Here is a 17,811-nt window from a genome sequence, read left to right as displayed (position 1 = left end):
AGCTATTTTAGCTTCCATGGAAGGTATTGTGAAGTCATGACTCCCGCACCCGACCGCGTCGCCGGCATCCAGCAGGAATGGCGCCGCGAGCGCCCAGACCTCGATCCAGCACCCCAGGGGGTCATCGGCCGCCTGCACCGCGTCGCCGGCCTCCTGACCGAGCAGCTCGTCGCCGTGTACGCCCGCCACGGGCTCACGGAGGGCGACTTCGACGTGCTCGCCACCCTTCGCCGCGCCGGCGCACCCTACGAGCGCACGCCCGGCGAGCTCGCGCAGCACACGATGGTGACCACCGGCGGCATGAGCAAGCGCATCGATCGGCTCGAGGAGGCCGGACTGGTCTCCCGGCGGACGTCGTCCACGGACGGCCGCGGTCGCGTCGTCGCACTCACCCCGGACGGCGTCGCCCGGATCGACGCGGCCGTCACCGAGCACTTCGCCAACGAACGGAGGCTGCTCGACGAGCTCTCCCCCGCCGACGCGCGCGCCCTGGAGCGCATCCTCACGACCTGGCTGGCGCATCTCGGCGGCTGACGGCGCCGGGGCGTGTGACCGCCCGCCGCAACAGGCCGTCATCTACGTGGCGACGGACCGCGGCGGCGAGGTACAAAAGGCCATCATGTCGCGCATCTTCACGAGCAAGTTCAACCCGGGCCGCGCCCGCTGGGAGCTGGTGGTGAGTCCGCGCGGCGATGTCTACGCGTTCCCGCTCACGCTCCCGATCGCGCAGCGCCAGGTGCTCGGCGGCCACAAGCGCTATCTGGTGGGCAGAGTGGCGAAGCAGAAGGAGACGTGGACGGCAGCCGGCCCGTCCGGGCTGATCTACGGCACGACCTTCCCGACGCTGCCCTCCGCTCTGGAGGCCATCGCCGACGAGGTCGACCTCGCCCCCGTCCCCTGACGCCCGAAGGGCGCGCAAACGCCCCTAAAACCGCGTCTTAGGGGCGTTTGCGTGCCCCTCGACGGGAGTCAGGCGGCTCAGGAGGACTTGAGGAGGGCGTCCTCCAGCGCGACCCAGGGCAGCATCGCACACTTCACGCGCGTCACGTAGCGCGAGACGCCCGCGAGCACGACGGCGTCGCCGAGCAGCTCCTCATCGCCCTCGAGAGTGCCCTTGGACTGCATCAGCTCGCGGAACGCGCCGATCGACGCCGTCAGCGTCGCGCGGTCGGTGTCATGCACGAGGTCGCTCAGCAGCGAGGCCGACGCCGTCGAGATCGAGCAGCCGTGACCCTCCCAGCTGATCGCGTGGATGCGGCCGTCCGCGTCCGGGTGCACGCCGACCGTCACTTCGTCGCCGCAGGTCGGGTTGTACTGGTGCGAGCTCGCCGCCGCGTCGTCGCGCAGCCCGAAGCCGTGCTTCTCGCGCGCGTGGTCGAGGATGACCTGCTGGTAGAGGTTCTGGAGGTCGCTCATCGGTCGATCACTCCGAAGAAGTCGCGGGCGTCCGCCACGGCGGCGATGGCCGCGTCCACCTCGTCGGCGGTGTTGTACAGGTAGGTGCTGATCCGCGTGGAGGCCGTCGCCCCGAAGCGCCGGTGCACGGGCTGCGCGCAGTGGTGCCCGACCCGCACCGCGATGCCGCGGTCGTCGAGGAACTGGCCGACGTCGTGCGAGTGGATGCCCTCCACCACGAAGCTCGCCAGGCCGACCCGGGGCACGCCAGCGCCGGGGCCGAGGACGCGCACGCCCGGGATTGCGGCCAGTCCGGCCACGAGCCGCGCTCCGAGCTGCTCCTCGTGCGCCTCGATCGCGGGCATCCCCACGGCGTCGAGGTAGTCGACCGCTGCGGCGAGCGCGACCGCCTGCGACACGCGCTGCGTGCCCGCTTCGAACCGCTGCGGGGCCGGCAGGTATTCTGCACCCTCCAGCGTGACGGTGGTGATCATCGATCCGCCGGTGAGGAACGGCGGAAGCGCGTCGAGCAGCTCGGTGCGGCCGTAGAGTGCGCCGACGCCGGTCGGTCCGAGCATCTTGTGTCCGGAGAAGACGGCGAAGTCGACGCCCAGCGCGGGAAGGTCGACCGCGAGGTGCGGAACCGACTGGCAGGCGTCGAGCACGACCAGTGCGCCGTGTTCGTGCGCCAGCTCGACCAGTGCGCTGACCGGATTGATCGCGCCGAGCACGTTCGAGACGTGGCTGAAGGCCACGATCTTCGTGCGTGCGCCGATCAGCTCGGCCGCCTGGTCGAGCCGCAGCTGCCCGTCGTCCGTCAGTCCGATCACCCGCAGGGTCGCACCCGTGCGCGCGGCGAGCTCCTGCCACGGGATGAGGTTGGCGTGGTGCTCGGCCTCCGTGACGACGATCTCGTCGCCTCCGCCCAGCCGGAAGCGCTCGGCCACCGGCCCGCCGCGCCCCAGCGAGGCGTTGGAGATGCTGTAGGCGAGCAGGTTGATGCCCTCGGTGGCGTTGGAGGTCCAGACCAGCTCCTCCGGCCGGGCTCCGACGAACCCGGCGACGCGGGCGCGGGCCTCCTCGAACAGCTCGGTGGCCTCCCCCGCCACGGTGTGGGCGCCCCGGTGCACCGCGGAGGTGTACCGCTCGGCGAAGGCGCGCTCGGCGTCGAGGACCTGGCGGGGCTTCTGCGAGGTGGCGCCCGAGTCGAGGTAGACGAAGGGGTGGCCGTTGACCTCGCGGGCGAGGATCGGGAAGTCCGAGCGGAGTCGGACCGGGTCGAGGGTGTCGGTGCGCATACTGACACCAACGCTAGCGGGGTTCGCTGCAATCCCGCCGTGCGTGAGCGGACTGTGACGACGGCCAGCGGAGCGTCTCCCCAGCCGCCGGTAGTCTCGATGACATGGTCGAACGCACCAACGGCTCCCCCTGGTTCTTCGTCGTCGGCATCCTGCTCGTGGTGGTCGGCCTCGCCGGTCCCCTCCTGGTCGACGCCGCCACCGGTGAGGTGCAGTGGATCGTGCGCGGGGTCGGCGTGCTGGTGGCGATCGGCGGCGGAGTGCTGATCGGGTTCGGGTTGCGGAGGCGGCGCGGGCGCTGAGAGCGGCTCATCCGCGTCCGCATGCGCGAGTCCCCTCCGCGGCGGCGGAGCGACCGACGCGTCTCGGGGTGGAACGCCGATTCTGCCTGGGGCCTTGCGGGGTGCTAGCCTGACCGGGCGCTGGGGTCCGAGCAGTCGCTCATGGGGGGAACATGAATCGTCGTCAGTCCGTGCTGGTCGCTGTCCTGTTGTCGGTGGTCGCGGTCGCACTCGTGGGCTTCGGATCGGTCGCCGTGATCGACTCGTTCTCCGGCGCGCCGCTGTCGCCCGGCGTGCATGGTGCGCCCTGACCCGGCGCGCTGCGCGGGCTATTCGACCGCTGCTCGCGCAAGATCGCGCAGTTCGATGAGCCGGCCAGCGGTGCCGCCGTTTCCGCCGCGGACCGCGATGTGCTGTCGTGACGACGGCGTGAAGGCGGCATCGAGCGCCGAGCTGATCATCAGCAGGTAGAACCGCAGCAGCCGGGAGGTGTCGGCGCGCAACCGCTCCTGCTCCGGCCCACAGTCCATCCCCTCCAGCCAGCGCGACAGCTGGGTGAAGGCGACCCGCAGCCGCAGACCCTGGCGGGCCTCCGCAACGCCCAGTCTCCGGTCAGGAGTGCGGCCGCCGGCGGAGTGCCCCGGATCGCCCGCGAGGGCGCACCGCTCGAGCAGCGCCTCGGCGGCGTCGAGCTGTGCGACGGCCTCCTCGAGCACGGCGAGCAGGGTCAGCGCATCAAGGCCGTCCTCCGCCAGTGGATCCCCCGAGGAGGCTGCTCCCCGAGGGCGGGCGAACCATCCCATCAGCTCCTCTCCCTCCGCCGGAGTGGGATCGATTGTACGCCTCGGGACCGATTTGCGGGCCTGTGCTTACACCCGACGGAACCGGGTTTCAACGCCCTGGGCAGGGCGCCGCCTCCCGGCTACCGTCCGCTCCGGCAGATCGCCCCACGAGCCCGCGCACCGCGGGTGGACCGTCAGGAGGCTCCGAGATGACCGACCGCACTCCCCCCGCAGACGAGCCGGGCCCCGGCACCCGGGCCTACGAGCCGGAGACGCGCAGCTCCGAGCCTGTGCCCGGGACCGACGCGCCCATGGCAGAGCCGCTGGTCGACAACCGCGCACGCCGGGAGGACGTCGTCGCCCGCGAGCGCAGCGAGTTCGGCGGCATGAAGTTCGGGTCCGCGTTCTTCGGCTGGCTGACCGCGACCGGGATGGCCGTGCTGCTCACCGCACTGGTCGCCGCCGCCGGGGCCGCCGTCGGGGTCGGGGCGACAGGCAGCCCGAACGCCGCCGCCGACCAGGTGGGCAAGAACGCTGCGACAGTCGGAATCGCCGGGGCGATCGCGCTCGTGGTCATCCTCTTCGCCTCGTACTTCTGCGGCGGGTACGTCGCCGGGCGCATGGCCCGCTTCAACGGGCTCCGCCAGGGGGTGGCCGTATGGATCTGGGCGGTGATCATGGCGGTCGTCGTCGCGATCCTCAGCCTGATCCTCGGCAGCCAGTACAACATCCTGGGCAACCTCAACAGCTTCCCGCGCATCCCGCTCGACGAGGGCTCCCTCACGCTGACCGGCATCGTGACGGCGGTCGCGGTAGCCGTCGTCAGCCTGATCGCCGCGGCTCTCGGCGGCCTCGCCGGCATGCGCTACCACCGGCGAATCGACCGCGTGGGCTTCGCGCCCGACCCGACGTACGCCGCGGGTTCGACGGCAGAGGGTGCACGCGCGGGCACCGGCCCGGCCGACACCACCCGCTGAAAGGGTGCGGCCGGTCTCATCCCGTCCTGTGGATGAGACCGGCCGCACAGTCGCCCACGTCATGGAGCGACCTTCGGCTCGGGCGGAACCCCCCGGATCCGCGAACACCGGTCGAATCAGTGTCCCCCGCGCGGGTTACGCACGGGTGAACGGAGGCGGGGATGCGGCCGTGACGCGGGGCGCGCTGTCTGAGAGTTCGTTCGGAATCCGGGCGGCGCGTAGTGTCGGCAGGATGGTGGGCGCCGCGACCGGCCGTGACGGGAAGCGCGTCGCACGCAACGAAAAAGCCCCGGAATTCCGGGGCTCTCGAGGTGCTCGTCTTGCTGGGGTACCTGGACTCGAACCAAGAACAACTGAACCAGAATCAGCCGTGTTGCCAATTACACCATACCCCAAGGGCTTCGGGCCAAGGCCCGGGCACGAGTAACAACTCTAGCCTATGCGCCGCTGCTTCCACAAAACGCCGGAGGGCCGGGCGAGCCGTCGCCCGGCCCTTGCGGTCAGGCGGCGACCGCCGCCGTCTCCTCCTCCTCCGCGGTGGCGGCGAGCGTATCGTCGGCGGCCTGCCTGCGACGCAGCGTGAGCAGGTGGCTGATGCCGATGAGGGCCAGGCCGGCCGCGGCCCAGAGCGCGAGCCGGAGGCCGTCGAAGCCGAACGGCTGGCCGGGCAGGTAGGTGAGCGCACGGGCCGCGTCGAGCCAGGCGGCGCCCGTCCAGAAGGTGCTGAGACCGGCGAAGAACGGAGGCATCATGTTCGTCGGGAAGATCCCTCCCGAGGTCGTCACGTTGAGCATGACGAACAGCAGGGTCAGCACCGGCGTCGCCCATCGGCCGAGCATCGGGTGGAGGCCGACGCCGATCGTGATGATCCCGAAGGTGTAGAGCGCGGCCAGGAGGCCGATGCTCCGCTCGTTGCCCGTGAGCACGTGGAAGAGCGGGCCGGCGACCACGACACCGATCGCGGACACGACCACAGCGGTGGCGGCCGAGACGGCGATGCGCCAGCCGATGCCCAGCCGCGCCGTCACGGCGGCGATCGCGATCGCGCTGGAGTAGCCGCCGACGCTCATCGCCACCATCAGGAAGAACAGGCCCTGGCCGGTCATATCGTCGGCCGGAACCGGGCGGACGTCGTCGACCGTCACCGGCAGGTGCTGCTGGTACGCGATCGGCAGCAGCAGCTCTTCCGCGGCGCTCGCCTCGGCGGGCGATGCAGCGGTCGACAGGATGATCGTCGCGTGGGCGGAGTCGGTCGCGTAGGCGGCGGAGATCGTCCCGTCGGCCACCTTCTGCTTCGCCGACTTCACCGTCGCCACCGTTCGCACGTCGAGCGCGTCCGGCGCCTTGTCGTTGAGCGTCTGCGCGAAGACCTCCGCGGCCGGACCCTCTCCCACGATCCCGACCGGGATGTTGCTTGGCTGCGCGGCATGGAACGCGCCGAGATAGGCGAGAGCCATTCCCGCGGCGAGGAACAGCGGGATGACGATGTGCGAGCCGAACGTCTTCCAGAAGGACGCCGGCGGCCAGACACCCGGCTTTCGGGCGGCGGCGGGGACGGGCGTGATGCGGTGCGCGGACATGCGGCGGTCGGAATCCTCTCAGAAGCGGAGTTGCAGAAAGCAACATACTGCGGATTGTTGTATTGTGCAACCTGGAGGTCATAGGCTGGTGCGATGACGACCTCCGCGCTCCCGGACGACTCCGACCCGATCGCCCGCGTGCAGCGCGAACTCCTCACCGTCGGCCGGCGCGGCACCGCGCGCGTACGCCGGGAGGACGAGGCGCTGTCGGTGGTCGACCGCTCACTGCTCACCTACATCCAGGACAATCCCGGCTGTCGCGCGGTGGACATCGCCACGCACTTCCAGCTCAACCGCTCGACGGTCTCGCGGCAGCTCGGCGCCCTCCTCGACCACGGCTACGTGAGCGCCGACGAAGAGCCGGCAGGAGGCCCGCGAGGCATCGCGTTGCGGCTCACCGACGCCGGCAGCGCCGCCTTCCACCAGTCGACGCGCACCGTGCTGGACTCGGTCGCCCGCCGCCTGGAGGGCTGGTCGCAGGGAGACCTGGAGGCCTTCGCCCGGATGCTGGAGCGCTACAACGCCGCACCCGACGAGTGACGGCTGTGCCGAGGGGCACGCAAACGCCCCCAAACGTAGGTTTTAGGGGCGTTTGCGTGCCCCTCGCCGCTACAAGACGGTCGCGTCGTCCGCCGCGATGCCGATGAGGTCGCGGTTCACCGCCGCGGCGACCACCGCACCCGACCCGGCCGCGACGATGAGCTGCTGCGGCCCGGGCGCTGCGGTCTCGCCCGCGGCGTAGACGCCCGGCACCGAGGTGCGCCCCTGCGCGTCCGTCACCAGATAGCCGTCGGAGTCCGTGTCGAGTCCGAGGGATTCCGCGAACGACACCGCGGGCGTCCAGACCGGACGGACGAAACCGCCCGCGCGCTCGATCACTGTGCCGTCGGCGAGTCGCACACCGGTCATGGCACCCTTCTCGCCCACCAGGTCGTCGATCGCGCGGCGCTCGACGCGCACGCCGAGTCGCGCCAGCGCACGCTCCTCGTCGTCGCTCACCGGGGCGACATCGTTGGTGAAGACGATCAGATCGTCCGTCCACTGCGTGAGCAGCAGGGCGCGCTCCACCAGGTCGGTCGTCTCGCCGATCAACGCGAGCGCCTCGCCGGCCTTCTCGAACCCGTCGCACTCCAGGCAGCTGTGCAGCTGCGTCCCGTAGTACGCGCGCAGGCTCGGAAGGGCCGGCATCGTCTCGGTCACGCCGGTCGCGATCACGACGGTCGAGGCCACCACGTCCACGTCGCCCCCGCCGCGCACGCCGCGACCGCGCACGCGGAACCCGTCCGCCTCGACCGCGACGTCGCTCACCTGAGCGAACACCACGTCGGCGTCGTCATAGCCGGAGACCTCCTCGCGCCCGAGCCTGCGCAGCTCTGAGGGGGCGACGCCGTCGCGCGTGAGGAAGCCGTGCGCCCGCAGGGTCGCCGCGTGCCGAGGTCGGTTGCCGTCGACGACCAGCACCCGGCGGCGGGCCCGCGCCAGGTTCAGCGCGGCGCTGAGCCCGGCAGGGCCTCCCCCGACGACGAGGACTTCGACGCTGGCCGTCACCGCGCGCCCTAGGCTTCCGGCGCGCCCAGCGACGCCGAGAGCGCGTCCAGGCGCGCGATCGACTCGGTCTTGCCGAGGATCTCCATCGACTCGAAGAGCGGAGGCGACACCCGGCGACCCGACACGGCGACGCGCAGCGGGCCGAACGCGACCCGCGGCTTCAGCCCGAGGGCCTCCACCAGAGCGTCGCGCAGCGCGGACTCGATCGCCTCGTGCGTCCACTCGTCCTCGCGGACGAGCTCCAGTGCACCGATGGACGCCGCCAGCACCTCGCCCGCGTTATCGGGCAGCGATGCGCGGGCATCGTCCTCGACGACGAGGGACGCGAAGTCGGTGAACAGGAAGCCCAGCATCCCCGGAGTCTCTCCGAGCAGCTGCACGCGCTCCTGCACGAGCGGGGCGGCCTGGTCGAGCACCGTACGCTGCGCGTCGGTCAGCGGCTCGGTCAGCACGCCCGCGGCGACGAGGTACGGCACGGTGCGCTCGGCGAAGTCGCCGACCTCGAGCAGACGGATGTGGTCGCCGTTGATGGACTCGGCCTTCTTCTGATCGAACCGCGCCGGATTCGGGTTCACGTCTGCGACGTCGAACGCGGCGACCAGCTCGTCGATCGAGAAGACGTCGCGGTCGTGGCTCAGCGACCAGCCGAGGAGCGCGAGGTAGTTGACGAGCCCCTCGGGGATGAACCCGCGGTCGCGATGGTGGAACAGGTTCGACTCGGGGTCGCGCTTGGACAGCTTCTTGTTGCCCTCGCCCATCACGTACGGGAGGTGCCCGAACCGCGGCACGAACGTCGTCACCCCGGCGTCGATCAGCGCGTGGTAAAGCGCGATCTGCCGCGGGGTCGACGAGAGCAGGTCTTCGCCGCGCAGCACGTGCGTCACGCCCATGAGCGCGTCGTCGACCGGGTTGACGAACGTGTAGAGCGGGTGGCCGTTGGGACGCACCACCACGAAGTCGCTGAAGGAGCCCGCCGGGAACGTGATCTCGCCCCGCACCAGGTCGTCGAAGCTGAGATCGGTGTCCGGCACGCGCAGGCGCAGCGCGGGCTCGCGGCCCTCCGCGCGATAGGCGGCCTTCTGATCGTCGGTGAGGTCGCGCTCGAAGTTGTCGTAGCCGAGCTTGGGGTCACGGCCGAGCGAGACGTTGCGCGCCTCGATCTCCTCGCCGGTGGCGAAGCTCTCGTAGATGTGGCCGGAGGCCTTCAGACGCTCGATCAGGTCGCGGTAGATGTCGTACCGCTGCGACTGCCGGTACGGGCCGTGCGGGCCGCCGACGTCGATGCCCTCGTCCCAGTCGAGGCGCAGCCAGCGCAGCGCGTCCAGGATCATCGCGTAGCTCTCTTCGCTGTCGCGCGAGGCATCGGTGTCCTCGATGCGGAAGATGAGCTTGCCGCCGGTGTGCCGCGCGTACGCCCAGTTGAACAGGGCCGTGCGGATCAGGCCGACGTGCGGCGTACCGGTGGGCGACGGGCAGAACCGCACGCGCACATCGGCGCCGGTCGCGGTCGAGAAGGGGTGCGAATCGTTGTCAGACATACCCTTGGAATCCTACTTGGGAGCGCGCACCGGATTCACCAGCGACCCGACGCCGTCGACCTCCACCTCGACCGTGTCGCCCGGCTTCATCGGGCCGATGCCGGACGGTGTGCCGGTGAGGATGACGTCGCCGGGCAGCAGCGTGAACACGCTCGAGGCGTACGCGATGATCGACGGGATGTCGTGGACCATGTCGCTGATCGGCGCCTCCTGCTTCAGCTCGCCGTTCAGGCGGGTGCGCAGCACGGCCCCGGCGGGCAGCTCGGTCTCGATGACGGGGCCGAGCGGGCAGAAGGTGTCGAAGCCTTTCGCCCGCGTCCACTGGCCGTCCTTCTGCTGGAGGTCGCGCGCCGTGACGTCGTTGGCGACGGTGTAGCCGAAGATGTGGCTCGCCGCGTCCGCCTCCGACACGTTGCGTGCGATCGTGCCGATCACGACAGCGAGCTCGCCCTCGAAGTCGACGCGCTCGGACTGCGGAGGCACGACGATCGGGTCGCCGAGGCCGATGACGGAGGTGTTCGGCTTGAGGAACAGCAGCGGCTCCTCCGGGGCGTCGCCGCCCATCTCGGCCGCGTGCTCGCGATAGTTCTTGCCCACCGCGACGACCTTCGAGCGCGGGATGACCGGCGCGAGCAGCGCCCCCACCTTGCCGAGCGGCACGCGCTCCCCCGTGGTGTCGAACCCGGTGAACATCGGGTCGCCGGCGAGCACGACCAGTGCGTCGTCGTCGACGATCCCGTAGTCGATCTTCCCGTCGTGGCTGAATCGTGCGATCTTCACGCGTTCGAGCCTAGCGCCGCGACGATGCGCGCGATCGCCGGAGTCGCGACGTCGTGCCGGGCGCCGACGCGCAGGAGAGCGCCACCGAGCGCGTCGAGCTCGCTCGGGCGGTCGGCGGCGAGGTCTTCCTGCAGCGAGGTGCGCAAGCCTCCCGGAACGCTGTGCAGCGCGCGCACGAGGTCGAGCGCGGAGAACGGCACCCCTTCCGCGGTCGAGCACGCGGCGATCTCCGAGACGACCGCCTCGGTCAGCTCGGGGTCCTCGCTCAGCGCAGGGCCCGCGGACTGCCGCCAGTAGGAGGTCAGCAGCGCGAGCGCCGACAGCAGCCGGAACTTGGCCCAGAGCACCTCGGCCTCCGTGCCGCCCACCCGCACGCGCGGCCCCGCGTCCGCCAGTGCGCGCACGACCGCGAAGTCGCCTGCGGCGGACGGGACCTCGACGTTCAGGAACGGGCTGCGGTGGTCGATCACCGTGCTGGAGGCGCGCAGTGCCGAGACCGTCACCGAACCGCCGGCGACAGCGGCCTCCGGCAGAGCTGCACGCAGCGGCGCCATGTGCTCGACCCCGTTAAGCACCGAGAGCACCTCGACCGGCCGCGCCGCCGCGATGCCCGGGAGGACGTCGTCGAGCCCGTAGGCCTTCGTGGCGACGATCACGCGCGCTCCGGTCGGGACCTCGGTCGAGGCGGAGACCCGCTCCACCCCGTCGCCGAAGGCGCCGCTGCGCACCTCGATGCCGCGCGCCCGGATGGCCTCCACGGTCGCCGGGCGGCCGACCGCGACGACATCGTGACCAGCGCGACTCAGCAGCCAGGCGAGCAGGCCGCCCACGGCACCGGGGCCGACGACGGCGAAAACGGGTTCGGCAGGACTCATGGCACGATCGTAGCCAGCGATCAGAGCCCCGACAGCCCCCAGGCGCCGCCGTCGAGGGCGAGCAGCGCGTCCGCGGTCGCGGCGATCGCCGGTACGGCGTCGGAGCCCGATGCCGCGACCAGGTTGATCGTGCGGTGGTCGCGGTTGGCGGTGGGACGCAGCGCCACTCCGGGAACCGTCCCCGCCGAACCGGCCGCGAGGGCGGGGAGCAACGCGACCCCGACGCCTTCGGCGACCATCCGCAGCACCGCGATGAAGTTGTCGGTCTCGTAGGCGATGCGCGGCGCGAACCCGCACGCGTCTGCCAGCTCCAGGAGGTGGCCGCGGCAGCGAGGGCAGCCGCCGATCCACGATGCGGCGGCCAGCCCGGCGAGGTCGACGCGGTCGGCGTCCGCGAGCGGATGGCCGGCCGGGATCGCGACCAGCATCTCGTCCTTCCACAGCGGCACGACCGCGAGTCCCCTGGTGCTCTCCCGGTGCGGGTCGGCGCGATCTCCCGGGTAGCTGAAGGTGATCGCCAGGTCGGCGCTCTGGCCGCGGACGGCGGCGACGGCTTCCGGGGGTTCCGCCTCCAGATAGGTGATGCGTACGCCGGGATGCTCGGCCTCCATGGTGCTGAGCAGTCGGGGCACGAGGGACGAGGAGGCCGAGGGGAACCCGGCGAGCCGTACCCGGCCGGTGCGCAGGCCGCGGAGATCGGCGAGTTCGCCCGCGGCGGCGTCCAGGGCCGTGGTGACCGCTCTGGCGTGGCGCGCGAGCACGCGCCCGGCCTCGGTGAGGCGCACTCCGCGGCCGGCGCGGGCGACCAGGGGCATCCCGATGCGGCCCTCCAGGCGGCGCAGGTGCTGACTGATCGCCGGTTGGCTGTAGCCGAGCGACTCCGCCGCGCGCGTGATCGAGCCGAGATCGGCGATGGCGCGCACGACGCGGAGGCTGTGGGAATCGAGGTCGTCGAGCAGCATACCCGAATCATAACCGGAGTGAATGTGTTCGATTCAACACCTGTCCTGGTGTGATGTATCCGAGCCTCGCAGGCTGGATGGCATGCCCGAATCACCCGCCCGCCCAACCGCCGTCGCCGCACCGCCCGTGTTCGGCGACGCCTTCTCGGCGGGGCCCGGCTACCTCGCCGCCTGCACCCAAGGGCTGCCGACCCGCTCGACGGTCGACGCGACGCGGGACGACCTCGAACGCTGGGCGCGCGGCGACGCCTCACCCGGCGACTACGACGCCGCGATCGCTCGGTCGCGTGCCGCGTTCGCACGCATCGCGGGCGTGGCGGCCGGAGACATCGCCATCGGGTCCCAGGTCTCGGTGCTCGCGTCCCTGGTGGCGGCGTCCGTCCCCGACGGCGCCGAGGTGATCTGCGTCGAGGGCGACTTCGCGTCCATGGTCGCGCCCTTCCACGCGCGGGCGAACCGGGGCGTTCGGGTCAGGGAGGTCCCGCTCGCCGGGCTCGCCGCCGCCGTCGACGAGCGGACCTGGCTGGTCGCATTCTCGCTCGTCCAGTCGGCGACGGGCGAGCACGCCGACGCCGACGCTATCCTCGCGGCGTGCGCCCGCACGGGTGCGCTGAGCTTCGCCGACCTCACGCAGGCGCTCGGCTGGCTACCGGTGGACGCCTCCCGGTTCGACCTGACCGTCACGCACGCCTACAAGTGGCTCTGCGCGCCGCGCGGCAGTGCGTTCCTCACCGTTCGCCCCGACCTGCGCGACGCTCTGAACCCGGTTCACGCAGGCTGGTTCGCCGCCGAGGACCCGTGGAGCTCGTGCTACGGGCCGCTCGACGCACCGGCGGCGTCTGCGCGACGGTTCGACGTCTCCCCCGCCTGGCCGGTCTGGCCGGGGACCGCCGCCGCTCTGGAGTTCTTCGCGAGGCTCGATCCGGATGCCGTGCACGCGCACGCCACAGGGCTGGGCGACCGGCTGGCCGAGACGCTCGGCCTGACGGACGCGCTCGACGCTCCGGTGCGCGGCCGCGCCATCCTCACCTGGCCGGACCCCGCCGGCACCGACCTCGCGGCGCTGACGGCCGCCGGCCTCCGCGCGTCGGGCCGTGCCGGCCGCGCCCGCGTCGCCTTCCACCTCTGGAACACCGCCGACGACGTCGACCGCGTCCTCTCCGCCCTCACCCGCTGACGCGGGCTCTCCCACCCCGAAGCGCGAGGGGCACGTTGTTGTCGCTCTTCGGGGCGAAAAGTGACAACAACGTGCCCCTCGGCAGAGCCGTCAGCCGTCAGGCGTCGAGGCGCAGCATCCAGCCGTGGCGGTCGCGCTCGCGGCCGTACTGGATGTCGGTCAGCTCCTTGCGCAGCGACATGGTCAGCTCCCCGGGAGGCGCGGTGATGTCGCCGACGGTGAACGTGTCGGACTTCAGCTCGCCGATCGGGGTGATGACGGCGGCGGTCCCGCACGCGAACACCTCGACGATGTCGCCCGACTCCACGCCGGTGCGCCACTCGTCGATCGTCACGCGACGACGCTCCACCGCGTGCCCACGGTCGCGCGCGAGCTGAAGCACCGAGTCGAGCGTGATGCCCTCGAGGATGCTGTCCGACTCGGGCGTGACCAGGGTGCCGTCTTTGTAGACGAGCACGACGTTCATCCCGCCGAGCTCCTCGATGTACGTGCCCTCGACCGAGTCGAGGAACAGCACCTGGGCGCAGCCGTGCTCGTACGCCTCCGCCTGCGGCAGCAGGCTCGACGCGTAGTTTCCGCCGGTCTTCGCCGCACCCGTGCCGCCCTTGCCGGCGCGCGACCAGTGATCGGACAGCCAGATCGACACCGGGGCGACGCCGCTCGGGAAGTAGGCGCCTGCGGGGCTGGCGATCAGGTAGAACGCCACCTTGTTCGCCGGGCGCACACCGAGGAACGCCTCCTTGGCGAACATGAACGGCCGGAGGTACAGGCTGGTCTCCTCGCGGTCGGGCACCCAGTCGCCGTCCACCGCGACGAGTTGCTTGAGCGCGTCGAGGAAGTGCTCGACGGGCAGCTCGGGAAGCGCGAGGCGGTAGGCCGACCGCTGCATGCGCGCTGCATTGGCCTCCGGGCGGAAGCTCCAGATCGAGCCGTCCGCGTGCCGGTACGCCTTGAGGCCCTCGAAGATCTCCTGGGCGTAGTGCAGCACCGCGGCCGACGGGTCCAGCTGGATGGGCCCGTACGGGGAGACCCGCGGCCGGTGCCAGCCGCCCTTGGCCGACCAGCAGAGGTCGACCATGTGATCGGTGAAGTAGTTGCCGAAACCGGGGTTCGCCAGGATCTCGTCGCGCTCGGCCGCGCTGCGTGCCGACTCGCTGCGAGTGACGTTCCAGAGGAGCCCCGCGGTCTCGGAGGGGCCGGAGGTGAGGTTGATGCTGGTGGAGGTCATTGAGTGTCCTTTGCTGCGATGCGTCAATTCTGCGCCACGCGGGCCGCGATCGCGTCGCCGATCTCGGAGGTCGTGCGCGCGTCGCCGCTGCGGGCGGCCAGGTCGGACGTCACCGCCTGCTCGACGCGCTCCGCGAGCTCCCGGGCGCCGAGGTGGCGCAGGAGGAGAGCGACGGAGAGGATCGCGGCGGTGGGGTCGGCCTTCTGCTGGCCGGCGATGTCGGGGGCCGATCCGTGAACCGGTTCGAACATGCTCGGGAACTCGCCCGCGGGGTTGAGGTTGCCCGAGGCGGCCAGTCCGATGCCGCCGCTGATCGCGGCCGCGAGGTCGGTGAGGATGTCGCCGAAGAGGTTGTCCGTGACGATCACATCGAATCTAGCAGGATCTGTGACCAGGAAGATCGTCGCCGCGTCGACATGCAGGTAGTCCACGGCCACGTCGGGGTGCTCGGCGGCGACCGCGTCGACGATCCGCTTCCAGAGGCCTCCCGAGAAGGTCAGCACGTTGGTCTTGTGCACGAGCGTCAGCTTCTTGCGGCGCTGCTCGGCCTGCTCGAAGGCGTAGCGCACCACGCGCTCGACGCCGTACGCGGTGTTGACGGAGACCTCGTTGGCGATCTCGTGGGGCGTGCCCTGCCGGATGGCGCCGCCGTTGCCGACGTACGGCCCTTCCGTTCCTTCGCGCACCACCACGAAATCCACGTCGCCCGGGTTCGCGAGCGGGCTCGCGATTCCGGGGAAGAGCGTGGTCGGGCGGAGGTTGACGTAGTGGTCGAGCGAGAACCGCAGCTTCAGCAGCAGCCCGCGTTCGATGTTGGCCCCGGTCAGCCGCGGGTCGCCCGGCCTGCCGCCGACGGCGCCGAGCAGGATCGCATCGTGGCCGGCGATCGCGGCCAGATCGTCGTCGGTGAGAACGTCGCCCGTGGCCAGGTACCGGTCGGCGCCGAGCGAGAAGTACGTCTTCTCGAACGCGAGGTCGCTTCCCGCGGCCACCGTGTCGAGCACCTTGACCGCCTCCGCGATCACCTCCGGACCGATCCCGTCCCCGGGGATGACGGCGAGTTGGACGGTTGTGCTCATGACGCTCCTGCACTGATCGGTGGGCGGACGGTTCACCTAACACTATCGCCGCCGGCGCGGCCTCCGCGCCGCCGCCGGCCGGGCGTCGGCGAGGCGGCGGAGCGGTGTCAGCCGCGGACGCGGCGCAGGGTGAAGACGGCGAGCACGGCCGCGGTCAGCATCAGCGTGACGCCGATGGAGGCCGTGAGCCCGATCCCGCTGTCGAACGCGTGCCGCGCCGACTCCAGCAGCTCCGCGGCCGCGTGTGCCGGGAGGCCTTCCGCCACCGTGACCGCCCCGCCGAGCGTGTCGGACGCCGCTGTCGCGTCGGCCGGGCTGAGCCCGGACGGCAGCACGATCGCGGCGCGGTACGACGCGATGATGATGCTGCCGAGCGTGGCCGTTCCGAGCACGGCGCCGAGCTCGTACGCGGTCTCCGAGACCGCCGACGCGGCTCCCGCCTTGTCCGCCGGAGCGGTGGAGATGATGAGCTCGTTGGACACCGTCTCCGCCGCGCCGATCCCGGCCCCGAGCAGCACGAACGCCGCGAGCAGCACGCCCCACGAGGCGTCCCCTCCCGTCAGCGCGACCAGCAGGTATCCCGTCGCCGAGACGCACAGGCCGGCGGCGATGACGAAACCCGGCCGAAGCCTCCGGGCGATCGGCACCACGACCAGGCCGGAGACGATCATCGTGGCGAGCCCCGGGAGCAGCACCATGCCGGCCTGCACCGGCGGCAGTCCGAGCACGAGCTGGAGGTGCTGGGACACGAAGAACAGGAAGCCGACCAGGGCGATCACGCTCAACAGGTTGATCAGCACCGCGCCGCTGAACGCCGCACGGCGGAACAGCCGCATGTCGAGCATCGGGATCGGACGGCGCAGCTGCCGCATCACGAACAGCACGCCGGCCGCGAGGCCGATGCCCACCGCCAGCACGGGCACGACCGCGAGGCCGTGCACGGCGAACTCCTTGATGCCGTAGACGATCGGCGCCATCGTCAGCAGCGAGAGCAGGATCGAGACGACGTCGACCGGGCCCGGGTTCGGGTCGCGGGACTCCCGCACGAGCAGCGGCGTGAGCACGAGAAGCGGGATCAGCACGGGGACCGCCAGCAGGAACACCGAGCCCCACCAGAAGTGCTCGATCAGCAGACCGCCCACGATCGGGCCGAGCGCCGAACCTGCGGCGAATCCCGCGGCCCAGATCGCGATGGCGAGGCGGCGCTGCTCGCGGTCCTGGAACACACTGCGCAGCAGCGACAGGGTGGACGGCATGAGCATGGCGCCGAAGAAGCCGAGGGCGGCCCGGGCGGCGATCAGCAGTTCCGCGGTGGGCGCGAACGCCGCGGCGGCCGATACGGCGGCGAAGCCCGTGGCCCCGATGAGCAGCACCCGGCGACGGCCGATGCGGTCGCCGAGGCTGCCCATGGCGACCAGGAGGCCGGCGAGCACCAGCGGGTAGACGTCGACGATCCACAGCATCTGCGTGCCGGAGGGCCGCAGAGCCTCGGTGATCGCCGGAAGCGCGAAGCCGAGCACGGTGTTGTCGACGGAGACGAGCAGCACCGGCAGCATGAGCACCACCAGCGCCGCCCACGCACGGGCGCCACCGCGGGCCGGAGCCGGTGCGGAGGTGGGTGCGGTGGTGGAGTGGGTGGTCGCGGACATGGATCTACTGTACCGTCTGGACGGTACAGTAATCAAGATCGCCGCCAGCGGCGGCTAGCATGGCCCCATGCCCTCCCCCGTCGCTCCCGCCTCGCCGGCGACGCCCACGGCTCCCGGCCGGTCCGTGCGCGACCGCATCCTCGACGCCTTCGAAGACCTGCTCGCCGAGCACAGCGAGCGGGCGGCCACTCTCGAGGCGGTCGCCGCGCGCGCCGGCGTCTCCAAGGGCGGCCTGCTCTACCATTTCGCTTCCAAAGACGCCCTCGTCGACGGCGTGCTCGAGCGCTTCGCCGCCGATCTCGAGCGGGACGTCGAGCACATGCGCTCCGCACCCGACGGCCCGGTGTCGTACTTCCTGCGCACCTCCATCCCGTCGGACAACCGACTCGAACGGGTCATCGTCGCCATCGCCCGGCTCGCCCAAGCCTCGGACGCCCGGGCCAGCGACGCCCTCGCCGACGCGCAGCGCCTGTGGCTCAGCGAGCTGGAAGCCGTCGTCGGCGACCGGATGGTCGCACGCACGATCATGCTCATCGGCGACGGGATGTACTACAACAGCGCCCTGCTCCCCGCGGCCAACGCCGTGCTCCGCGACGAGACGGACGTGCAGCAGCTCATCGCGCTGGTCGAGCGCCTGTCGGCGCGCGACTGAACGGTCACCG

20 protein-coding genes and 1 tRNA gene are annotated in these 17,811 nt (G+C 71.5%); 8 read left to right on the top strand and 13 right to left on the bottom strand.

Annotation, left to right across the window (positions count from 1 at the left end; translation table 11 throughout):
- Window positions 1-36: 36 nt before the first annotated feature.
- A complete protein-coding gene (locus KNO15_RS00460; protein ID WP_208041405.1) occupies window positions 37-534 on the top strand; it encodes a MarR family winged helix-turn-helix transcriptional regulator in 498 nt (165 codons plus the stop codon).
- 85 nt (window positions 535-619) lie between these two features.
- On the top strand, window positions 620-901 hold the full coding sequence (locus KNO15_RS00455; protein ID WP_241701395.1) for a hypothetical protein: 282 nt from the start codon (window positions 620-622) through the stop codon (window positions 899-901).
- Between the two features lie 77 nt (window positions 902-978).
- Here KNO15_RS00455 and sufU read toward each other — a convergent pair whose 3' ends face one another.
- Both sufU and KNO15_RS00445 read right to left on the bottom strand, forming a co-directional pair.
- Entirely contained in the window at window positions 979-1,416 is a 438-nt protein-coding gene (gene sufU, locus KNO15_RS00450) for a Fe-S cluster assembly sulfur transfer protein SufU (protein ID WP_241701394.1), read from the bottom strand.
- Window positions 1,413-2,693, bottom strand: a complete 1,281-nt coding sequence (locus KNO15_RS00445) for a SufS family cysteine desulfurase (protein ID WP_241701393.1) — start codon at window positions 2,691-2,693, stop codon at window positions 1,413-1,415. The genes sufU and KNO15_RS00445 overlap by 4 nt, the downstream gene beginning before the upstream one ends.
- Before the next feature lie 104 nt (window positions 2,694-2,797).
- On the opposite strand from KNO15_RS00445, the gene KNO15_RS00440 reads away from it, so the two are divergent.
- Together KNO15_RS00440 and KNO15_RS00435 are read left to right on the top strand one after the other, a co-directional pair.
- Window positions 2,798-2,995 carry a hypothetical protein gene (locus KNO15_RS00440; protein ID WP_241701392.1) on the top strand — a complete coding sequence of 66 codons (198 nt, stop codon included), beginning with the start codon at window positions 2,798-2,800 and terminating at the stop codon, window positions 2,993-2,995.
- Between the two features lie 152 nt (window positions 2,996-3,147).
- Window positions 3,148-3,285, top strand: coding sequence for a hypothetical protein (locus tag KNO15_RS00435; RefSeq protein WP_241701391.1), 138 nt, complete (start codon window positions 3,148-3,150; stop codon window positions 3,283-3,285).
- Window positions 3,286-3,303: 18 nt separating this feature from the next.
- Here the strand turns inward: KNO15_RS00435 and KNO15_RS00430 are convergent, their stop codons facing one another.
- Window positions 3,304-3,777, bottom strand: a complete 474-nt coding sequence (locus KNO15_RS00430) for a hypothetical protein (protein WP_241701390.1) — start codon at window positions 3,775-3,777, stop codon at window positions 3,304-3,306.
- A 188-nt stretch (window positions 3,778-3,965) separates the two neighbouring features.
- Between KNO15_RS00430 and KNO15_RS00425 the strand changes: the two genes are divergently transcribed.
- Window positions 3,966-4,733 carry a YrzE family protein gene (locus tag KNO15_RS00425; RefSeq protein WP_241701389.1) on the top strand — a complete coding sequence of 256 codons (768 nt, stop codon included), beginning with the start codon at window positions 3,966-3,968 and terminating at the stop codon, window positions 4,731-4,733.
- A gap of 323 nt (window positions 4,734-5,056) precedes the next feature.
- Here KNO15_RS00425 and KNO15_RS00420 read toward each other — a convergent pair.
- Window positions 5,057-5,128 (bottom strand) — tRNA-Gln (locus KNO15_RS00420).
- Window positions 5,129-5,233: 105 nt separating this feature from the next.
- Window positions 5,234-6,313 carry a hypothetical protein gene (locus KNO15_RS00415; protein WP_241701388.1) on the bottom strand — a complete coding sequence of 360 codons (1,080 nt, stop codon included), beginning with the start codon at window positions 6,311-6,313 and terminating at the stop codon, window positions 5,234-5,236.
- 93 nt (window positions 6,314-6,406) lie between these two features.
- Here KNO15_RS00415 and KNO15_RS00410 point away from each other — a divergent pair, with 93 nt between their 5' ends.
- A complete protein-coding gene (locus tag KNO15_RS00410; RefSeq protein ID WP_241701387.1) occupies window positions 6,407-6,853 on the top strand; it encodes a MarR family winged helix-turn-helix transcriptional regulator in 447 nt (148 codons plus the stop codon).
- A 69-nt stretch (window positions 6,854-6,922) separates the two neighbouring features.
- Here KNO15_RS00410 and KNO15_RS00405 read toward each other — a convergent pair whose 3' ends face one another.
- From KNO15_RS00405 to KNO15_RS00385, 5 genes are read right to left on the bottom strand one after another with little or no spacing between them, the layout of a single operon-like run.
- Window positions 6,923-7,861 (bottom strand): NAD(P)/FAD-dependent oxidoreductase, encoded by a 939-nt coding sequence (locus KNO15_RS00405; RefSeq protein WP_241701386.1) that lies wholly within the window; start codon window positions 7,859-7,861, stop codon window positions 6,923-6,925.
- An 8-nt stretch (window positions 7,862-7,869) separates the two neighbouring features.
- Window positions 7,870-9,399, bottom strand: coding sequence for a glutamate--tRNA ligase (gene gltX, locus KNO15_RS00400; RefSeq protein ID WP_241701385.1), 1,530 nt, complete (start codon window positions 9,397-9,399; stop codon window positions 7,870-7,872).
- A 12-nt stretch (window positions 9,400-9,411) separates the two neighbouring features.
- The gene (locus KNO15_RS00395; protein WP_241701384.1) at window positions 9,412-10,179 is read right to left on the bottom strand and encodes a fumarylacetoacetate hydrolase family protein; all 768 of its coding nucleotides are present in this window, start codon (window positions 10,177-10,179) and stop codon (window positions 9,412-9,414) included.
- The gene (locus tag KNO15_RS00390) at window positions 10,176-11,054 is read right to left on the bottom strand and encodes a ketopantoate reductase family protein (protein ID WP_241701383.1); all 879 of its coding nucleotides are present in this window, start codon (window positions 11,052-11,054) and stop codon (window positions 10,176-10,178) included. Before KNO15_RS00390 ends, KNO15_RS00395 begins: the two co-directional genes overlap by 4 nt.
- Window positions 11,055-11,074: 20 nt before the next feature.
- Window positions 11,075-12,016 (bottom strand): LysR family transcriptional regulator, encoded by a 942-nt coding sequence (locus KNO15_RS00385; RefSeq protein WP_241701382.1) that lies wholly within the window; start codon window positions 12,014-12,016, stop codon window positions 11,075-11,077.
- A gap of 82 nt (window positions 12,017-12,098) precedes the next feature.
- On the opposite strand from KNO15_RS00385, the gene KNO15_RS00380 reads away from it, so the two are divergent.
- The gene (locus KNO15_RS00380; RefSeq protein WP_241701381.1) at window positions 12,099-13,193 is read left to right on the top strand and encodes an aminotransferase class V-fold PLP-dependent enzyme; all 1,095 of its coding nucleotides are present in this window, start codon (window positions 12,099-12,101) and stop codon (window positions 13,191-13,193) included.
- A gap of 97 nt (window positions 13,194-13,290) precedes the next feature.
- On the opposite strand, the gene KNO15_RS00375 is transcribed toward KNO15_RS00380, so the two are convergent.
- The 3 genes from KNO15_RS00375 to KNO15_RS00365 all read right to left on the bottom strand — a co-directional run bounded on the left by KNO15_RS00375 (window position 13,291) and on the right by KNO15_RS00365 (window position 17,149).
- Complete coding sequence (locus KNO15_RS00375) at window positions 13,291-14,421, bottom strand: branched-chain amino acid aminotransferase (protein WP_241701380.1); 1,131 nt, start codon at window positions 14,419-14,421, stop codon at window positions 13,291-13,293.
- 23 nt (window positions 14,422-14,444) lie between these two features.
- Window positions 14,445-15,500 carry a 3-isopropylmalate dehydrogenase gene (locus KNO15_RS00370; protein WP_241701379.1) on the bottom strand — a complete coding sequence of 352 codons (1,056 nt, stop codon included), beginning with the start codon at window positions 15,498-15,500 and terminating at the stop codon, window positions 14,445-14,447.
- A 107-nt stretch (window positions 15,501-15,607) separates the two neighbouring features.
- Complete coding sequence (locus tag KNO15_RS00365) at window positions 15,608-17,149, bottom strand: MFS transporter (protein WP_241701378.1); 1,542 nt, start codon at window positions 17,147-17,149, stop codon at window positions 15,608-15,610.
- 67 nt (window positions 17,150-17,216) lie between these two features.
- Between KNO15_RS00365 and KNO15_RS00360 the strand changes: the two genes are divergently transcribed.
- Window positions 17,217-17,801 (top strand): TetR/AcrR family transcriptional regulator, encoded by a 585-nt coding sequence (locus KNO15_RS00360; RefSeq protein ID WP_241701377.1) that lies wholly within the window; start codon window positions 17,217-17,219, stop codon window positions 17,799-17,801.
- The last annotated feature ends 10 nt before the right edge of the window (window positions 17,802-17,811 follow it).

Origin of the sequence: Leifsonia shinshuensis (genome assembly GCF_022606355.1) — a bacterium.
Lineage (GTDB): Bacteria > Actinomycetota > Actinomycetes > Actinomycetales > Microbacteriaceae > Leifsonia > Leifsonia shinshuensis_B.
Note: the sequence above shows the minus strand (reverse complement) of the source record. Positions and strands in the feature narration are given on the sequence as shown.

What these genes read in the sequence shown, in the direction of transcription:
- KNO15_RS00385 (WP_241701382.1), bottom strand. Translation starts at nt 12,016, where the DNA reads ATGCTGCTCGACGACCTCGATTCCCACAGCCTCCGCGTCGTGCGCGCC.
- KNO15_RS00430 (WP_241701390.1), bottom strand. Translation starts at nt 3,777, where the DNA reads ATGGGATGGTTCGCCCGCCCTCGGGGAGCAGCCTCCTCGGGGGATCCA.
- KNO15_RS00415 (WP_241701388.1), bottom strand. Translation starts at nt 6,313, where the DNA reads ATGTCCGCGCACCGCATCACGCCCGTCCCCGCCGCCGCCCGAAAGCCG.
- KNO15_RS00370 (WP_241701379.1), bottom strand. Translation starts at nt 15,500, where the DNA reads ATGAGCACAACCGTCCAACTCGCCGTCATCCCCGGGGACGGGATCGGT.
- KNO15_RS00460 (WP_208041405.1), top strand. Translation starts at nt 37, where the DNA reads ATGACTCCCGCACCCGACCGCGTCGCCGGCATCCAGCAGGAATGGCGC.
- KNO15_RS00360 (WP_241701377.1), top strand. Translation starts at nt 17,217, where the DNA reads ATGCCCTCCCCCGTCGCTCCCGCCTCGCCGGCGACGCCCACGGCTCCC.
- KNO15_RS00365 (WP_241701378.1), bottom strand. Translation starts at nt 17,149, where the DNA reads ATGTCCGCGACCACCCACTCCACCACCGCACCCACCTCCGCACCGGCT.
- KNO15_RS00425 (WP_241701389.1), top strand. Translation starts at nt 3,966, where the DNA reads ATGACCGACCGCACTCCCCCCGCAGACGAGCCGGGCCCCGGCACCCGG.
- KNO15_RS00435 (WP_241701391.1), top strand. Translation starts at nt 3,148, where the DNA reads ATGAATCGTCGTCAGTCCGTGCTGGTCGCTGTCCTGTTGTCGGTGGTC.
- KNO15_RS00445 (WP_241701393.1), bottom strand. Translation starts at nt 2,693, where the DNA reads ATGCGCACCGACACCCTCGACCCGGTCCGACTCCGCTCGGACTTCCCG.
- gltX (WP_241701385.1), bottom strand. Translation starts at nt 9,399, where the DNA reads ATGTCTGACAACGATTCGCACCCCTTCTCGACCGCGACCGGCGCCGAT.
- KNO15_RS00440 (WP_241701392.1), top strand. Translation starts at nt 2,798, where the DNA reads ATGGTCGAACGCACCAACGGCTCCCCCTGGTTCTTCGTCGTCGGCATC.
- KNO15_RS00390 (WP_241701383.1), bottom strand. Translation starts at nt 11,054, where the DNA reads ATGAGTCCTGCCGAACCCGTTTTCGCCGTCGTCGGCCCCGGTGCCGTG.
- KNO15_RS00380 (WP_241701381.1), top strand. Translation starts at nt 12,099, where the DNA reads ATGCCCGAATCACCCGCCCGCCCAACCGCCGTCGCCGCACCGCCCGTG.
- sufU (WP_241701394.1), bottom strand. Translation starts at nt 1,416, where the DNA reads ATGAGCGACCTCCAGAACCTCTACCAGCAGGTCATCCTCGACCACGCG.
- KNO15_RS00455 (WP_241701395.1), top strand. Translation starts at nt 620, where the DNA reads ATGTCGCGCATCTTCACGAGCAAGTTCAACCCGGGCCGCGCCCGCTGG.
- KNO15_RS00410 (WP_241701387.1), top strand. Translation starts at nt 6,407, where the DNA reads ATGACGACCTCCGCGCTCCCGGACGACTCCGACCCGATCGCCCGCGTG.
- KNO15_RS00375 (WP_241701380.1), bottom strand. Translation starts at nt 14,421, where the DNA reads ATGACCTCCACCAGCATCAACCTCACCTCCGGCCCCTCCGAGACCGCG.